13 protein-coding genes and 2 tRNA genes are annotated in these 16414 nt (G+C 39.5%); 1 reads left to right on the top strand and 14 read right to left on the bottom strand.

Features of this window, described 5'->3' with window-relative positions:
* Positions 1-455: 455 nt before the first annotated feature.
* The gene (locus tag HMPREF3103_RS04200) at positions 456-1829 is read right to left on the bottom strand and encodes a hemolysin family protein (protein ID WP_070437432.1); all 1374 of its coding nucleotides are present in this window, start codon (positions 1827-1829) and stop codon (positions 456-458) included.
* Between the two features lie 251 nt (positions 1830-2080).
* On the opposite strand from HMPREF3103_RS04200, the gene cbpA reads away from it, so the two are divergent.
* Positions 2081-2719, top strand: a complete 639-nt coding sequence (gene cbpA, locus HMPREF3103_RS04195; RefSeq protein ID WP_039849006.1) for a cyclic di-AMP binding protein CbpA — start codon at positions 2081-2083, stop codon at positions 2717-2719.
* Between the two features lie 367 nt (positions 2720-3086).
* Here the strand turns inward: cbpA and HMPREF3103_RS04190 are convergent, their stop codons facing one another.
* From HMPREF3103_RS04190 to HMPREF3103_RS04130, 13 genes are all read right to left on the bottom strand, one after another.
* Positions 3087-3983 (bottom strand): DUF7916 family protein, encoded by an 897-nt coding sequence (locus HMPREF3103_RS04190; protein WP_070437429.1) that lies wholly within the window; start codon positions 3981-3983, stop codon positions 3087-3089.
* An 11-nt stretch (positions 3984-3994) separates the two neighbouring features.
* Positions 3995-4732 carry a copper homeostasis protein CutC gene (locus HMPREF3103_RS04185; RefSeq protein WP_070437426.1) on the bottom strand — a complete coding sequence of 246 codons (738 nt, stop codon included), beginning with the start codon at positions 4730-4732 and terminating at the stop codon, positions 3995-3997.
* Positions 4729-5865, bottom strand: a complete 1137-nt coding sequence (locus HMPREF3103_RS04180; RefSeq protein ID WP_070437423.1) for a Sapep family Mn(2+)-dependent dipeptidase — start codon at positions 5863-5865, stop codon at positions 4729-4731. Before HMPREF3103_RS04180 ends, HMPREF3103_RS04185 begins: the two co-directional genes overlap by 4 nt.
* Complete coding sequence (locus HMPREF3103_RS04175) at positions 5862-6824, bottom strand: glycosylasparaginase (RefSeq protein ID WP_070437420.1); 963 nt, start codon at positions 6822-6824, stop codon at positions 5862-5864. The genes HMPREF3103_RS04180 and HMPREF3103_RS04175 overlap by 4 nt, the downstream gene beginning before the upstream one ends.
* Positions 6825-6839: 15 nt before the next feature.
* Positions 6840-7343 (bottom strand): GrdB-related putative oxidoreductase, encoded by a 504-nt coding sequence (locus HMPREF3103_RS04170; protein WP_070437419.1) that lies wholly within the window; start codon positions 7341-7343, stop codon positions 6840-6842.
* A 93-nt stretch (positions 7344-7436) separates the two neighbouring features.
* Positions 7437-8792 carry a PTS sugar transporter subunit IIC gene (locus HMPREF3103_RS04165; RefSeq protein ID WP_005606541.1) on the bottom strand — a complete coding sequence of 452 codons (1356 nt, stop codon included), beginning with the start codon at positions 8790-8792 and terminating at the stop codon, positions 7437-7439.
* A gap of 12 nt (positions 8793-8804) precedes the next feature.
* Positions 8805-9125: a PTS sugar transporter subunit IIB gene (locus HMPREF3103_RS04160; RefSeq protein WP_070437416.1), complete on the bottom strand. Its 321-nt coding sequence runs from the start codon at positions 9123-9125 to the stop codon at positions 8805-8807.
* A 24-nt stretch (positions 9126-9149) separates the two neighbouring features.
* Entirely contained in the window at positions 9150-9467 is a 318-nt protein-coding gene (locus HMPREF3103_RS04155) for a PTS sugar transporter subunit IIA (protein ID WP_005606545.1), read from the bottom strand.
* Between the two features lie 18 nt (positions 9468-9485).
* Entirely contained in the window at positions 9486-11378 is a 1893-nt protein-coding gene (locus HMPREF3103_RS04150) for a BglG family transcription antiterminator (protein ID WP_049555714.1), read from the bottom strand.
* 550 nt (positions 11379-11928) lie between these two features.
* Positions 11929-12000, bottom strand: a tRNA-Gln gene (locus tag HMPREF3103_RS04145).
* A 1-nt stretch (position 12001) separates the two neighbouring features.
* Positions 12002-12085 (bottom strand) — tRNA-Tyr (locus HMPREF3103_RS04140).
* A 117-nt stretch (positions 12086-12202) separates the two neighbouring features.
* Positions 12203-14893 (bottom strand): DEAD/DEAH box helicase family protein, encoded by a 2691-nt coding sequence (locus HMPREF3103_RS04135; protein WP_070437413.1) that lies wholly within the window; start codon positions 14891-14893, stop codon positions 12203-12205.
* A 31-nt stretch (positions 14894-14924) separates the two neighbouring features.
* Positions 14925-16247 (bottom strand): alpha-L-fucosidase, encoded by a 1323-nt coding sequence (locus HMPREF3103_RS04130; RefSeq protein ID WP_070437409.1) that lies wholly within the window; start codon positions 16245-16247, stop codon positions 14925-14927.
* Positions 16248-16414 lie beyond the last annotated feature (167 nt).

The raw sequence follows: 16414 nt of genomic DNA, 5'->3' as shown, positions 1-16414 counted from the left end.
TCATTTCCTAGAGTCAGTTTGAAGCTTGGTAGAAATTGAGACGATAGGCTCAATCCGGTGCCCCATTATGACTATTATGAAGACATCCGAGGAATCTGTAAGATAGACGTAAGTCTATTCCCCGCTCTTTTTCATTTACAACACAAACCGTGAAGAACTATAAAGGCGACGCCCCTCTTTTTGTATGCTCATAAAAAATGGTCTATCTGGAAGATTCCCGGATTCTATAGTAGTCATAATGGAGAATAGCGACCAATGTGAATTACTGACTCTAGAAATTCATTTCCTAGAGTCAGTTTGAAGCTTGGTAGGATTTGAGACGTAAGGCTCAATCCGGTGCCCCATTTTCACTATTATGAAGATATCCGAGGAATCTAACAGATAGACGCAAGTCTACTTTTATTATTTTTAGCACTTACAGCACAAAAAAGGAGGGGTTACCCCCTCCTTTTGTATTATTCATCATCTTCAACGGTGTCATCATTCTGGGCATCTTCGGCAAGAAGCTGCTCGAGTTCTTCTTCAGAAAGTTTGGTAACATGGATTTTACGAATACGATCATTCTCGATTTCTGTCGGTTGTAACATGTACCCTTCGAATCTCACCTTCACTACCTCATCATCATCTGGGAAGTAGCCAAGTTTTTCAATAATCGCACCCGCCATTGTGTCCACTTCATCAGACTCTAATGACGTTTGATAAATTTGATTGAATCTATCGAGCGATATTCCGGCATCAATCACCGAATTGTTTTCGTCAATTTCTACGATTTCTTTTTCTTCTTCATCGTACTCGTCTTCGATATCTCCGACGATTTCTTCAATCAAGTCTTCTAATGTAACAATCCCTTCAACCCCGCCGTATTCATCTTTTAATACCGCTAAGTGTTGACGCGTTTTTCTAAATTCTACTAATAAATTATCTACGAAAATTGTCGATGGTACAAATACTGGTTCATGCGCTAGGGCACGTAAATCAATATTGTCAAATCCTTGCTCTCTTGCAGCACGGAAGACATCTTTCACGTGAACGACCCCTATAACCGTATCTTTATCTTCTTCGTAAAGAGGAAGACGTGAATAGGAGCAATTCAAGATAATCTCTAGGTTCTCCGCTAACTCATCGTCGACATCCAGCATCAACGTATCCGTACGAGGAACCATCACTTCACGTGCAAGTTTCGTATCTAGAGAAAGTACTCCTTGCATCATCGCAAACTCGGAAATATCAATCGCACCGTCGTTACGGCTATTGGCAAGTAGAGACTTCATCTCGCTTCGTGTTAATTTTTCTTCCACCTTAGTAAATTCAATTGGTGTCATTCGTTTTAATAATCCTGTTGAGAACGTCAAAATCCAAACGAATGGTTTTGCAATCTTTTTGACAAACAAAATAATTCCTGCAGTGTGTAACGCAATGGGTTCTGCCACTTGTAACGCCACTTGTTTTGGATATAATTCGCCAAAAACTAAAGTGAGGTATGATAGAACGACCGTCACAATCACTAATGCTAATGTTTCGGCTCCAGGAATGTTTCCTAATAATGGTTGAATTCGTGAAGAGAAACTTGTTGCTGCAGACGCACTCGAGAAGAACCCAGCAAATGTAATCGCTACTTGAATTGTTGCGAGAAATTCATCTGAATTCTCTAACAAGCGCATTACTTTAATTGCTTTTTTATCTCCTTCTTGCGCTCTTTGTGCCATTTTTCCTTGATTGATAGACACAAACGCAATCTCCGCTGCAGCAAAAAATGCATTTAATGCAGTTAATAATACAATGATTAAGATCTGGACTCCCAACGAACTCCCATCTGAATCAGCTGTCATAATTTTGTTAACCCCTTTTAACTATAGATTTTACCCATTATTGAAAATGGTATAGAGATATCATATCAGTTTTTGATGAAAAATCAAGATTTAGTATTTTTTTGTAATGGTTCTTTAATGTTAGAATCTTCATTTTATCGTTTTTCTCCTCTATCCATTCTCATTTTCTCATCATTTCTTCACTTTTCTAGTTACATTTCTCTCAAAAAATGGTACTATTATTAAGAAAGACATATATAGGAGGAATGAATATGTTATTAAAATCTCTTGTAGTTCCAAAAAAGAATCTAACGGTTGTTAAAGAATCATGCACGTTAGAAGAAGCCATTACGATTTTAGAAGAATCAGGATATCGTTGTGTGCCTGTATTAGATGAAACAGAAACTTTCTTTAGAGGAAATATTTATAAAATGCACATTTATCGCCATAAAGCAAACGGCGGTGATATGAGCCTTCCTGTTACACATCTCATTAAGAATTCTACGAAGTTTATTAGTGTAGATAGTTCTTTCTTCAAAGTATTCTTTACGATCAAAGAATTACCTTATATTGCTGTTTTAGATAAACAACAACGTTTCTACGGAATCTTGACACACAGCAGTCTCCTTGGCATGCTTCAAGAATCTTGGAACGTGAAAAACGGCTCTTATGTATTGACCATTATTTCAGGTGGTGAAAAAGGAGCCCTTGCTAACATCTCTAAAGTGATTAACAAATACGCATCTATCGCAAACGTAATGACTATCGATACTGAAAAAGATAAAAGCTTACGCCGTCTATTGATCACATTACCAGCAGGTGTTTCAAAAGACACCCTTCAACAAATCGTCGATGGCCTCGAGAAAAAAGACTACTCCGTAGCCGAAGTAGAGGATTTACAAAACAACTAGGCAGAAAGACAGAAGCTAGAAAAAGACTCGCAGTGCGAGTCTTTTTCGCTTCGTAGTCTTTCGCCCGCAAAGTTTATTAGACTTTCTTGAATCACAAGTGATGAAAAGAAAGTCAATAAACTACTGCGTATACGTGGATGCGTATAAATATGGTGATGCCTAAGGACGTAAGCGACTTGTATAGTCGTGCAAAATCCTTCACAGTGCGAAGGATTTGGATGTGGGCATTGCCATTTGTATTGTAGTATATGTAATATAAGACATTGCAATATCAACTCCAATGTACTCCACTGCACTTTGTACCTATAAAACTCTACACAAAAAACCAGCACACCAGCCCTCAAAGCTAGTGTGCTCTTCTTTTTTATTATCGAATTACTGAGCGTGCCATACGAGCTACCGTATGACGAACCCCTCGAATCGCAACTGACATCGCGTAAATATTTTCTATGGTTGCTAACCCACCGTATCCGGCATCGCCAATATGTTGAATATCCACGCCAGCTACCTTATTGCGGATGGCGATTTGTTCGATTACTTCCTTACTAGACCCTTCTTGGCTTGTTCCAATCGCAGATAATACAAGTGCATCATTCGCATGAGCCACTTTAACGATGGCCACTAGTTCTTCATCCGTAAACCCTGGTACAGTACCGACTGCAGGCACTAATAGAATATCTGCTCCGGCTTGAATAAACCTCTTCGCAATTTCTTCATTCATAACAGGTTCCTTTGAGCCCGCTCCGTGCATTTTTCCAGCAATCACGATTCCTGTAAAATGAGATTTTGCCATCGAAATAGATTTTTCAATAGCTTCATTCGTCACCCCTGTACCAGGATTTCCAGTTAAACAAATAAAATCTAAACCGAGTTTTTCAGCTCTAGATACTGTTTCAGCTGTACATTTTCTTCCGGGGGCAATTTCAATTCTCGACTCTAACATTTCTGCATGCTCGTCCACTGGTTCCAAATTAGCTCCAATCGGCAATCCACTGAGATCTTTAACTCGTTGCACTGGATTTTCACTTTCTTCTGCTCCAAAAATCAGTGGGTCGAAACAATCAAATCCATTTAATAAGACCATATCCGCTCCAAATGCTTTTGCAATTTCTGCGTTGGATAGTTCATTCAAAAACGTCGGTCTCACACAAACTGTTTCACAACAGACCGTTCTACCTTCTGCTGCTTCAATCGCTTTTTTCAGTGCGTTCCCTCTCAGTTTCTTAAAGTCACTCGCAACACAATTCAGCATTCTTTTACCCATTTTAACTCCTCCTAACGATTAATAAGTGCCATTACTGTTTTTAATAAAAGTTCATTCGTTTGTTCGTAGTCTCCACCTTCGTGATAGGCATAACTCATTCCATGATTTTTTGTCGTTGGATCAACCTTCCACATTTTAAAACTACCGTGTATTTGATGAATTCCTGTTTCTTGGATTAAATATTGAATATTCTCTTTAGTCACACCACCCCCACAAAGGAGCTGAATTTCTTCACCATATTTTTCTTGCAATTTCTTTAGTAAAGGGATCCCTTCTTCGATGTTAGCTTGTTGTCCTCCTGTTAAAATGCGCGTGCATCCTAATTGAATTAATCCCTCAATCGCTTCATATACATCAGGAACAATATCAAAAGCTTTATGAAATACACTTTCTGCATGAAATTGCTGACATAAGTCAATCATTTGTTTTGTACGATTCCAATCAATCGTTTTATCTTCTTTCAAAAATCCAAAAGCGAGTCCACTTGCACCGGATTCTAATAATAGTTTTGCATCCAACATCATACTTTCAAATTCTTCCTGAGTGTAACAAAAACCTGCTCCGCGCGGGCGAACCATACAGATGATAGGGAGTGTCACTCCTTTATCAATCACTGTTTTCAATGTTCCTAAACTGGGGGTTAATCCCCCTAGAAACAACGCACTATTTAATTCAATGCGGTGAGCTCCTTCTTTTTGGGCAATGAGGCAATCTTCAATACTTCCCGCACATACTTCTACAATGGTCATTTCATACCTTCTTTCATGTTCGATAACGCTAAGAGTGCCAGTCCATAAATTATCGTATCCGTTTCTAAGTCCTTGACCCCTATCCATTCATTTGGTAGATGCGCAATATCTCTTTGACCTGGAAAGCTTGGCCCATACGCAATAATATTAGGAATTATTTTTGCATAGGTACCCCCTGTGGTCGTGACAGGAATGCTATCGCTTTTAGTAACGTCAGTATATACCTGCTGAAGCGCTTGGACATACTTAGAACTTTTATCATACAGCACTGGAGACCAATGGGAAATAACCTCTAATGTCGCCTTTTCTGGAATATGCGCAGTGATTTGGTTTAATAAATCCGATTTTGTGCAACTGGCAGGATAGCACATCGTCCATTCCACATAATGCTGATTTTCTTCTATCCCAAAGGTTTCTCCCCTTAGTTGCATCATCCCAAAGTCTTCATCATGATAGGCAATCCCAAGCTCTTCGCCACGGTGATTTGTATGCAATAATTTACAATTTGCAAAATCATACAAATCTGCCACCATTGATTCTGGCACAGATACTCTTACTTTTAATCTTCCACGTTCCCCGTATACAACGGGCCATTTACAATCTGGCGTCCACCCAAACGTCGGCGGAATTTCTTTAGTGAGATAGTGCTTCACACATCCAAATCCGGTCTCTTCGTTCGTCCCAAACACGATTCGCACGGGACGGTCAAAGGTCACTCCATTTTCCTTCAACACATATAGAGCATATAAATTCGATAAAATGGGCCCTTTGTTATCTAAAGTTCCTCTTCCAAATAATTTCCCCTCTCGAAGAGTTAAACTAAGTGGCGGAGAATTCCATCCTTCCCCAAGAGGCATGACATCCACATGACCAAAAACCCCATAATAAGCACCATCTGCACGATTTTCTCCATATTCGGCATACCCAATTTTATCATCGATATTTTTAGTGTGAAACCCTAATTCTGTTGCAATTTTTAAAACTTCTTCTAGCGCTTGTTTAGGTCCTCTTCCAAATGGGGCATCGGGTTCCTCTTTTCCTCGAATACTAGGAATCGCCACCATTCGTCTTAAGCCATCAAAAAGCATTGGTTGTACTTCTTTTAGTCGATTAATCCACTCTTCTCGATTCATTCTTTAACCTCCAAAGGCTTCATTCTTTCTTCTAAATACGATTCCAACCATTCTTTAGACGTTAGCTCATGAGACATTGTGCCATCTGGTTGAGGATGTACTCGAAATACCGTTGGCGCTAAGGATTTGGTAGCTACCACGAATGAAAAGTTATCGATATTCGTCGCTGCACCAAAATCTCCATTTCGATTCATCGCAACCACTGAAATATCCCCTGCTTCTCCTCTCGTTCTCTTTAGCCGAGCATCCAACTCTTTCACCGCTTTTTCACACGCTTTTTGAGGAGAGAGCCCTTCTTTCATTAAGCGGACGATTTCGTAAGAAATAACTCCCTTCATCAAATCCTCTCCTAGTCCAGTCGCCGTTGCACCGCCAATGGTACTATCGACATAAAGTCCTGAGCCAATGAACGGAGAATCGCCCACTCGACCAGGTTTCTTCATAAAAAGTCCGCTAGTGGACGTTCCAGCAACCATATCTCCATGCGTATCTAATGCTACCATTCCTACAGTATCATGGCCTGCATATGGAGAAAGTTGCTCTTGTTCTAAATCCTTTAAGCGATTATGATAATGAATTTTGGCCCGATCCGTCAGCATCTCTTTTTCTTCAAAATGACGGCTTCTAGCAAACTCTTGCGCTCCCTGTCCTACGAGCACATTATTCACTTTATAATGGCTGAGTTCTCTTGCAATCGAAATTGGATTGGCAAAGTTTTTAATCGCACATACTGCTCCAAAATCAAAACGACTTCCATCTAAATAAGCGGCATCCAGTTCCACTTCCATTTTTTCGTTTGGAAGACCACCATATCCTACAGATTTAAAATAAGGAAAATCTTCTACTTCTTTAATCGCTCCTTCAATGGCGTCCCCTGCAACTCCTTCCTTAGAAAGACTAGGGGTTACTTTTTGAATTCCTTCTAGTGCCATTCTCCATGTTGCAATCATTCCCCACATGACTCTTCACCTCTTTTATTGAAATTGTTGCAACCGCGCTTCTTTTTCGCCACTAATAATCGCAATGGCTCCACTTAAAGCTTCGCGCAATCCTACTGCTCCTTTTTTAGGCATTTCTAACATAATGATTTTATCTTTAAAATTCGCAATCGTTTCTTCATTTTCTTTTGAACAAATCACATAGGGTTTACAATCCGTTTGTTCTTGTACGGCTAATGCAATTTCCGCAGCCATTTGAGCATACGTATCATAATTAAAACACGGGCCTGCAAATAGTACCTCAGCTTTCGTTTTCAAAATAAGATTATGAATCTTATGGATGACCTCTTCTTTATGCGCTTGAAAATAATCAGGTCCACAATAAATCGTCGCTAGCGCACTTAATCCTGCTTTTGTAAATTCATCTTTGAACATTAAAAAGGAGCCGATTCCTCCCTTTTCTAATCCTAGTTCCGTATCTGCGCGTTCCTTTCCACCATATCCTGCTTGAATTTGATCAAAAAGTAATAACACTCGCATACTCTCACCCTCTCTATGAAAAAGAGTGGCCATGCCGTTCCCCGCATACCACCCTCTTCATTATGAAATTAATGACTTCCTTTTTTCTAAAGATTACAAATCATCAAAAGATAAGTCGTTTAAGTCAACATCATCTAGCTCATCGCCTTTTAACATACCTGCATTTTCTTCTTCGTGTAAGTATTGTTTATCTAATGCTTTAAAGAATGGATAGTAGATTAAGCAACCGATAATAATTAATCCAATTTGGAAGAATCCCGCTACAATGCTACCAGTTGATAACCAACCTGAGAAGAAGAATGGTGTTGTCCAAGGAAGAGATGCCCCCGTCGTATAAGGAATGATTCCCCATAAGGTCGCAAGTGTTGATAATCCAATATTTACTAAAGGTGTTAATATAAATGGAATTGCAATAATTGGGTTTAATACAACAGGCAAACCAAATGTAACCATTTCATTAATTCCAAAGATACCAGGAATGATGGCTAATCGACCTAGTTTCTTCATTCGTTCTGATTTAGCAAGGAAGACCATAAGGAATACTAGTGATAAAGTACTACCTCCACCACCAAAGTTACCAAAGAAGTCCCCAAATGGACCTGTAAAAATATTTGGTAATGGAAGTCCTGCTTTGAACGCTTCTAAGTTTTCTGTTGTTAAAGCTAAGTGAATTGGATTAAATACCGTATTCGTTACGGCAGGTCCATTGATACCAAAGAACCAGAACAATGTAGATAGGAACTGATAGATTGGTTCAAAGAAGATATTTCTACCAAAACCTAATAATGGTGCTTGTAAAATCTTGTAAATGAATGTATGTGCATATTGATACTCTGTTAATGAGAATAATAAGTACACTGCAAAGAAGAAGAACATTGCAAACATACTTGGGATCAATGCTGCAAATGATTGATAAACTGCTGGTGGTACCCCATCTGGTAATTTAATGACCCAACCGCGTTTTTGAACAAAGACGAAAATGCGAACTGAAACAATCGCTGTAATCATTGCTAAGAACATCCCTGCAGATCCTAAATGTCCTAGAGAGAATCCATTAAACACTTTGTTGGTAGTTGCATTCACAAAATCGGGATGAACTTTAGGTGTCATAATTAAGAAGCAGACTAGGGATAATGCTCCCCCTGCAATCGGATCACTTTCTAATTGCTTCGCATAAGCATACCCAATACCAACAGCACCTAGTACAGCAAGAATACTAAATGTTGAATCAATCACCGCATCCATTGATTTTTCCCAGCCTTGTCCAAAGAATTGGGCTATAAATTCGCTGTATCCAGGAACAGGGAAATTTGCAATCACTAAGAAAATAGATGCCACAATAATTAATGGTGTTGCTACTAAGAAACCGTCACGAATAGCTACGAGCACTTTGTTCGTACTAAGTTTTTCAGCAACTCTACCCATTACTTTTTCTAACTTAGAAAACATGTCACTGACCTCCTATTTTTTTGATTTCAATAATTGTATAGCTCTTTTTAAAATACGTTCTCCATCGACATTCCCGTAATCTTCCAAATTGATAACATCTACTGGAACGCCTTTTGGTTCATATTTATCCCGTACCACATTAAATTTAAATTTCACTTGCGGCCCTAATAAAATAACATCTGGATGATATTGTTCATAAATAGCATCTAGTTTTGGATCTGGAAACGCTTTTATTTCTAAAGGCAAATTATGCTTATCCGCAACTTCTTGCATTTTACTTGCCACTAGACTTGTGGACATTCCCGCACTACAAAATAAATAAATCCTTTTCATCTCTATTTCCTCCTTTCTTTTCTATTATTTGATAGCTTCTAAACGTTCATATAGCGCAATAATTTCTTCTGCGGTAATCTTTAGAAATTCTGCACTCATTAATTGATCTTCTGCATGGACCAATAGCAATGATAATGTCACTGGATCTCCAGAAGTTTCCTGTTGTAAAAGACCAAAATGCGCTTCATGGCCTTCCACTTGAAAATTGGAACCTTCTTCAATACAATTTCTAGCTTTATCAAAGTTTCCTAATTTAGCCTCTTGGATAGCTTCCATAAAACTGGATTTTGCAGCCCCCAAGGCACTAATCATCTTGAAACAGACTAATTCGATACCTTCCATACTTATTCCTCCTTCTTTCTATCGAATCGCTTCTATAAATGATTCCACATTTTTTGCTTCTAATAATGACATCATCTTTTCTGGAGAATCTAACTGCTTTCCTAACCATCCTAGAAACAGCTGCATAAACTCCATATCCTCTTCTTTGAGTGCCAGTAAAATAACCAATTTAACAGGGAAATGATTCCACTGAATGGGTTCTTTTAAAACGGCTATCGAAATCATTGATCGTTTACTTTCTGGACGTAATGGATGAGGAATCGCTAATGCATAATCAAAATCCGTCGAAGATAAATTTTCTCTCTCCAGAACTGAGTTTAGAAACTCCTTCGTAACGATATTCTCTTGAATTAAATGGTGTCCCATCTCACGGAGTAATTCATCTCGATTATTGGGCTGGATGTTCGCATAAAAGAACTTTTCACTCATGAAATTCCCGATTTGCGAGCGAATCTTATGACTCATTTGTTCTGTCTCTAAAGTATTCATCACCTTTATGAGCTGAATTTCATCTTGTGTATTAAAGAAAAGTCCTAAGCGAACCATTGGAATTTCGAGGGGATGCTCTATTTGGTCAAATGTAATGAGCAAGTTTGCATCGTAGAATTCGGATAAATCAGTCGTAAATGTACTCTGCTCCACGACAAAATCTAAACGATGAGAAAACTGATCTTTCATGCGACTAACACTCCCTGCAATGAGTGGATACTGTGTATTCGCAATAAGAATCGCACGTAATTTCTGCGGTTTAACTCGCTGCATATATGCTGCTCCAATATGTAGAGCGATAAATCCTATTTCCTCCTCTGTCATCTCACATTGAAAGGCTGACATCAAATATTGACTAATCGATACGGCCGTATCAAATACTAGAGGGTATTGTCGTTTAAAGGTTTGAACATAGACGTTAGGTAAGCTCAAATTCAGCTGTACTCGTTCCAAAAATCCTTGTAAATGCAATTGGAAACGCATGGTGAAATCCTCTTGTTCTATAAAAGAAACCCCCATGATACTGTAAAGCTGTTCCCCGATTTGTCTAACTACTTCTTCTAAATCGACTATTTCTCCACGAAAAGAAATTTTTGATTCAACGGCATCAGAGTTATGATAGGCTTTTAAAAGTTTGGCAAAAGATACCACCTCAGCTTCTGGAATGATTGTTTCTTCTAGAATTTTGGAGAAAATAGAGCGTACAATCTGATACTCTACTTCCAAATCCAATTCATCCTGCGAGAATTCTTGAACGGTATGTCCCACTTTAATCCGTTGTAATACAATCCCTATATGAAGAAGTAAAAATGGCATCAGTGACTTACGAATAGAATAGCAATTATGCTTTAGTTCATCCCAAATGATTGACTGAATATGTTCCATATCCAATTCTGGATATACTTGCATTAACTCGCTACTATTTAAAAAGTCCTCTCCCACTTCTTTTTTTAATAGATTTCTATACAGTTTTCTTTTGCTCGTTTCAGATCCTTCTAATTGTAAAAATCCATTGTTCAACTGTAATGACAGACCTTCATATTCTTGCAATTTTTGTTGAACACGAATTCGAACTAACTCAAAAGTTTTAGCGCTTACAAAACACTGTTCACAAAAATGATCAATGAACACTCCATCCTCTTTAAACAATAGTTGTTTTAACAAATGGACACTGCGTTCTTCATTGTCCTGAGGAGTCTTTGTCATATTCAATGGTGTAATATATCTGTTTTGTTGAAAGGCTACGAGATGGTACCCTTTTTGACGATTTGCTTGAATGATATGAGGAGCTTCTTGGTTAATATGTTCAATATCTAGTCGAACCGTTCGAGTACTCACACCCAAACAGGTCGCTAGCTCTCTCCCTTTCATCCATTCTTGACGAGATAGTAGTTGCAATAACTGTTGGTGACGCTGTTTCATAAAAATCCCCTCCATCTCAACTTGACTATACCAAATTCTTCACATCTATTATACCTAAAATCTTTTCCTATTGTTAGGAAATTTTAGCCCATTCGTGAAATTATTCGTAAATTTTCTTATTTTTTGACAGATTTTGGATGATTGGTGTACTAAAGGAAAATCATAATAAAAAGTGTATTGAAAAATAAATGGAGTCTCTTAGAACTCCTATGGATTATTTTCATCATTATAACAATAACGGCACCCCCTCGAGCCTTCATCTCAAGGGTAGCAAGCCTTAAACTGAGGGTAAGTGATCAATCGCTAACCCTCAGTAATTCGCATTGCTTGCGATTACCTTATTGTTATTATGATGAAATCCATTAGGAGTTCTTTTGAGACTCCATTTAATTACTGCTTTCTATAGATTTTCCTTTAGCACATATCACATATTGAGTGAATAAGTAAATTACAAATTGTTTCAGGCGGAGGGACGGGAAGGACAAGGTGGGTGCTTTTGAGAGGCGGCTTTTGGGCAACAAAAAAGGCACCAGAATCGGTGCCTGCAGGACTGGGGTAGCTGGATTCGAACCAACGAATGACGGAGTCAAAGTCCGTTGCCTTACCGCTTGGCTATACCCCAATGGTGGAGGGGGGCAGATTCGAACTGCCGAACCCGAAGGAGCGGATTTACAGTCCGCCGCGTTTAGCCACTTCGCTACCCCTCCAGCAAATATTAAAATTTCGTACTCAGATATCTTACAACAGTTTGAAGGAGAATGCAAGGATTTTACCGCAAAAACATAAAGAATCTAGTCGATTTCCTGGCTAGATTCTTTATAAGTTTATTTTAATTTAGACGTGACTTTCTTCTTAGAGAAAGTTCGCTCTTGTTTATTTCCTAATGCGTTCAGACGTGCATCCAAGAGAATATGACGGCCTTCTACATTACGAGTGTATATGATTTCGTACTTGCCAATGTATTTTTCAATGTTGGCTACAAAAGCGACGACGTCTTCTTTACGTTTATCAAACATACTTGGAACGGCAAAATATTTTGTTTGATCATTGACCCTAGTCGTAGCTCTTAGAATATAGCGCTGGTTCTCAATTGGAGCAAAGAATTCCGATAACGCCTGTGCGAAGAGTTCCTTCTCACGCAAGGTTCCCCCTTTTAGATAAGTGGCTGTTTGAAAAGAATCTTTATCCTCACGAACGACTCTAGCCTTGCAGTTTTGTGTCTGCAAGTGTCCTGATGCAAGCAAGGCTTTTCGGATGGATTCCGCAAAGAGTTCGAGGCGTTTATACGGACTCTTGTAAAGGAAATATCTCAACCAGACGATATTTAACACGATGAGCGATAAAATCCCCACTGGATAAAAGAGTTGGGACGGTCCTTTTACAAAATCGAGAAATAAATAGACAATCAATTCCGTCAGTACAAGTGCTTGCGCGTAGGTGAGAATTTTTCGTGCATCTGTTAGAAGAACGGTCGGCAAGAACGCCTTGTCCACTTGCACTTCACTAGCGACTTCCATATCTTCTAGAAGCGGAAGAGATTCATTCCAGCGCTCTCTCAACTCTTCGCGGTTACGCGAGCGGCTGATGGTTTCTTGGTTGAGTTTTGTTAAATTCTTCTTCGTAAACTCAATCTTTCCAAGGTCTAATCGATCCACGCCCGATTCAATCGTGTTCTCATTATAGTGTAGGCCTAAAAATTGCTTCATGCGGCGCTGCAACAATTCCATATCCGGACTATCGATTCCGACAGCAACCTCTTCGTCTTCTTCCTTCTTGAAGAGTTTTTTCTCCACCAGATTAATGGACACAAGATGCCAAACGCTGCTTGTTTTATCCGGATTTTCCGGCCAAATACGAATCGCACGCCCTCGCATCTGATTGCTGAGCATGAAACTTCCGACAAAGCTAGCGAGAATCAATGAGTTCACGCACGGCGCATCCCATCCTTCCCCTAGGAGCGATTTTGTCCCAATTACGACATGAATATGCCCTTCTTGGAAGAGCTGCGTCACGGCGCTGACTAAATCATGTTGCGAACCTACTAAACGGACCTTCACATAGTCCTTCTCGTCTAGTTGTCCGACTGGTTGGAAGGTAATCTTATCGGCTCCAAAAACAGCCTCTAGACGCGATTTTACACCTGTTGGAATAATCACGAGACTTCCTGTTAAAACGGCCATAGGAACGTCTAATTGTTGTTCCTCAAACTCTCTACGAAGGACTTCGAAGTAGGGCAATACGCCCAGTTGGCTATATTGAACTTCTGGGTTTCCTAAGTGCGCCTCAAAGTCCTTTCGAATGAAGTCGGTTAGAATCAATTGTCTCAAGTCGCTGCCTAATGTTTCGTATTCTGCCTTAAAAATATCTCTGACGGCATTTAATTTTCCAAGAGATTGGTTCAATAGCTGGTCTATTTTTTTATTGCGACATAACTGTACTTGTTTGCGGTCGATTAACCCCAGAGATTTCAATTCACTCTTTAACTCTTTCAGGTCTTCTTCGGATAAATCATACCAATGTGGTACATCAAACAACATTCCTTGTAAGAGGATTTCAAACCACGCCAAGTCAAACATCGGAAGGCGGCTTGCCCCTAGTAATTGTTGAAACTGTTTCGGGAACTCGATTCCTTTATGACGTAGAAAAATCAGTGTAGCCGAGAGATACTTCGGTTCGTTTAAGAGTTCATCTTCCGAAATGGTTCCATCGAGCGCACGGCTAGTTCTCACCGCCTCGCAAAACATCGAATCAGAGGATAGATTTTTCAAAAAGGCTCTCTTCTGCGTAGAAAACTGATCGAGTTGATTCTCTTCTTCCTTCGTTGGGAAAGAGAAATACACATAGTCCTGGTGCGGACACAAACTGCCCTCTTTGACGAGTTCTGGGACGGTAATTTCTTCATCGATTTCTCCACACATGGCCACATAACGCTCCCACAGTGCAGGCTCTCCTTCATATGGAGGTGTTGCCGTCAGCGAAATCACATTTATATCCGCAAAGGATTTGCGGAAGATTTCCAGACTCTTCCACCATTCATTTCGTAAGTGATGGCACTCGTCGAGGCACAATGTTCCAAGATTTGCTTCCTCAAAGAGCCCAACGATATCTACTCCTTTAAAATCAAAATGCTCGTTTTCGACGACATCGTCCGTATCCTCAACTTCCGCGTCGCCTTCCAGACGGTTGATGGCACTGTGCAACGCTTGATACGTCGCAACGGTAATCGTCTTTGGCTGTTTGAGATTTTGCGAAATCATTTCATCGGCTAGACTCTCATCATCTAGAAACGCTTCACGAATACGGTCCACCCACTGTTGACGAATCGTCACAGTCGGCACTAAAATGAGCGCAGGATTACTGTTCCGACGGATAAATTCAATTCCTAGCGTCGTTTTCCCAGAACCTGGGGCCGCCACTAAGTGAATATGACCATCCGCCATAATCGAATCGCTCTTTTCTAAAATGCGCTTTTGATACTCTCTCCACTCGCCTTTAAAAGATAAGTGTTCTAACACCTAACCCCTCCTTTGCTCATTCATTATACCATTAGATTTCTTCTTTTAATTCGATTTTGATAACACTGTCCACCTCATCAGGTAATGGATAGGTGTAAGCTCCAATTTCTCCATATTGTGCAAAGCAAATGTCTTGAAAAGCTAAAGTAGTCCAACTGTTAGAAATCCTTACTTCGCTACCATCATGGACGAAACTCAACCGTTCAATCTGCTCTTTATCGATCCCTGTTAACGCAATCGGACCAATAGGTTGTTCAAACACATGGGCATACAACATTTTCCCTTTCTTTGTATAATAACCCCATTCCGGTTTTGGCAGATTCACTAATTCTCCTTCGTAGATAGATTCTCCATTGCTCTTCATCCACTGTCCAATTTCCTGCAAAATTTCTATGCTTTCTCTTGGGAATCTTCCTTTAGCGTCTGGTCCTACATTTAAAATCATATTTCCACCCTTGCTGACACATTCCACCAATTTGCGAATAAGAACTTTAGAGCTTTTAAAGAGTTTGTCAGACGGATGATACGCCCAGTGATTATTCATCGTAAGACACAATTCCCAAGGTAATAACTCTCCCTTATCATTCCGAATCCCTTCATGGGGTAAAATTTGTTCAGGACTAACAAAGTCTCCAGAATAAGAATGAATCTCCTCTGTAGCAATGCTGCCAAATCCTTCCCCGGAAGTCTCTAATCGATTATCAATCACTACATCCGGTTGATGTTTGCGAACCAGCTCTATTAATTCACTTGCCTTCCATTTTTCTCCAAACATTTCCCCATACGAAAAATCAAACCAAAGAATATCAATTTTTCCATATTTGGTAACTAGTTCCTCGACTTGGTGATGCATCAATTCTAAATACCGATCAAAGTCGATTTGCTCATTTTGATACTGCTTATTTCCTCTCATGGGATGGTGGCGATCTTCATATTTAGGATAATCTGGATGATACCAGTCTAGTAAACTAAAGTATAATCCTACACGTAGCCCTTCTGCTCTCAGGGCTTCTACATATTCCTTTACTAAATCTCGTCCAAAAGCGGTATTGGTAATCTTATAGTCCGTGTACGCTGAATCGAATAAGCAAAAACCATCATGATGTTTTGCGGTTAACACAACATATTTCATCCCTGCCTCTTTTGCAGCTTTTGCCCACTCCCTTGCATTGAATTCTGTAGGATTAAAGGCTTCAAAATAGGGTTGATAGTCCTCAATCGTCATTTTTTCATTGCTACGGATCCATTCTCCTCTTCCTGGAATGGCATACAGTCCAAAATGAATAAACATTCCAAATCGAGCCTGTCTAAACCAACTTGTTCTCTCTAAAATAACCTCTAGTGAATTTTCCATCTTCATCCGCTCCTTTATTCTATTGCCCCAATACTATGCCTTCATTCTAGCACTCTTCCTCTTTTAAAAACATCCCCAATTTTGGTGAAACACATCAAATTTCTTCTCGTTATTTAAAAATAAAAAGGACTCATTCTGTACTGACCCCAAAAAGTTAGACAATTAAT

Origin of the sequence: Granulicatella sp. HMSC30F09 (assembly GCF_001806915.1) — a bacterium.
GTDB lineage: Bacteria > Bacillota > Bacilli > Lactobacillales > Aerococcaceae > Granulicatella > Granulicatella adiacens.
Note: the sequence above shows the minus strand (reverse complement) of the source record. Positions and strands in the feature narration are given on the sequence as shown.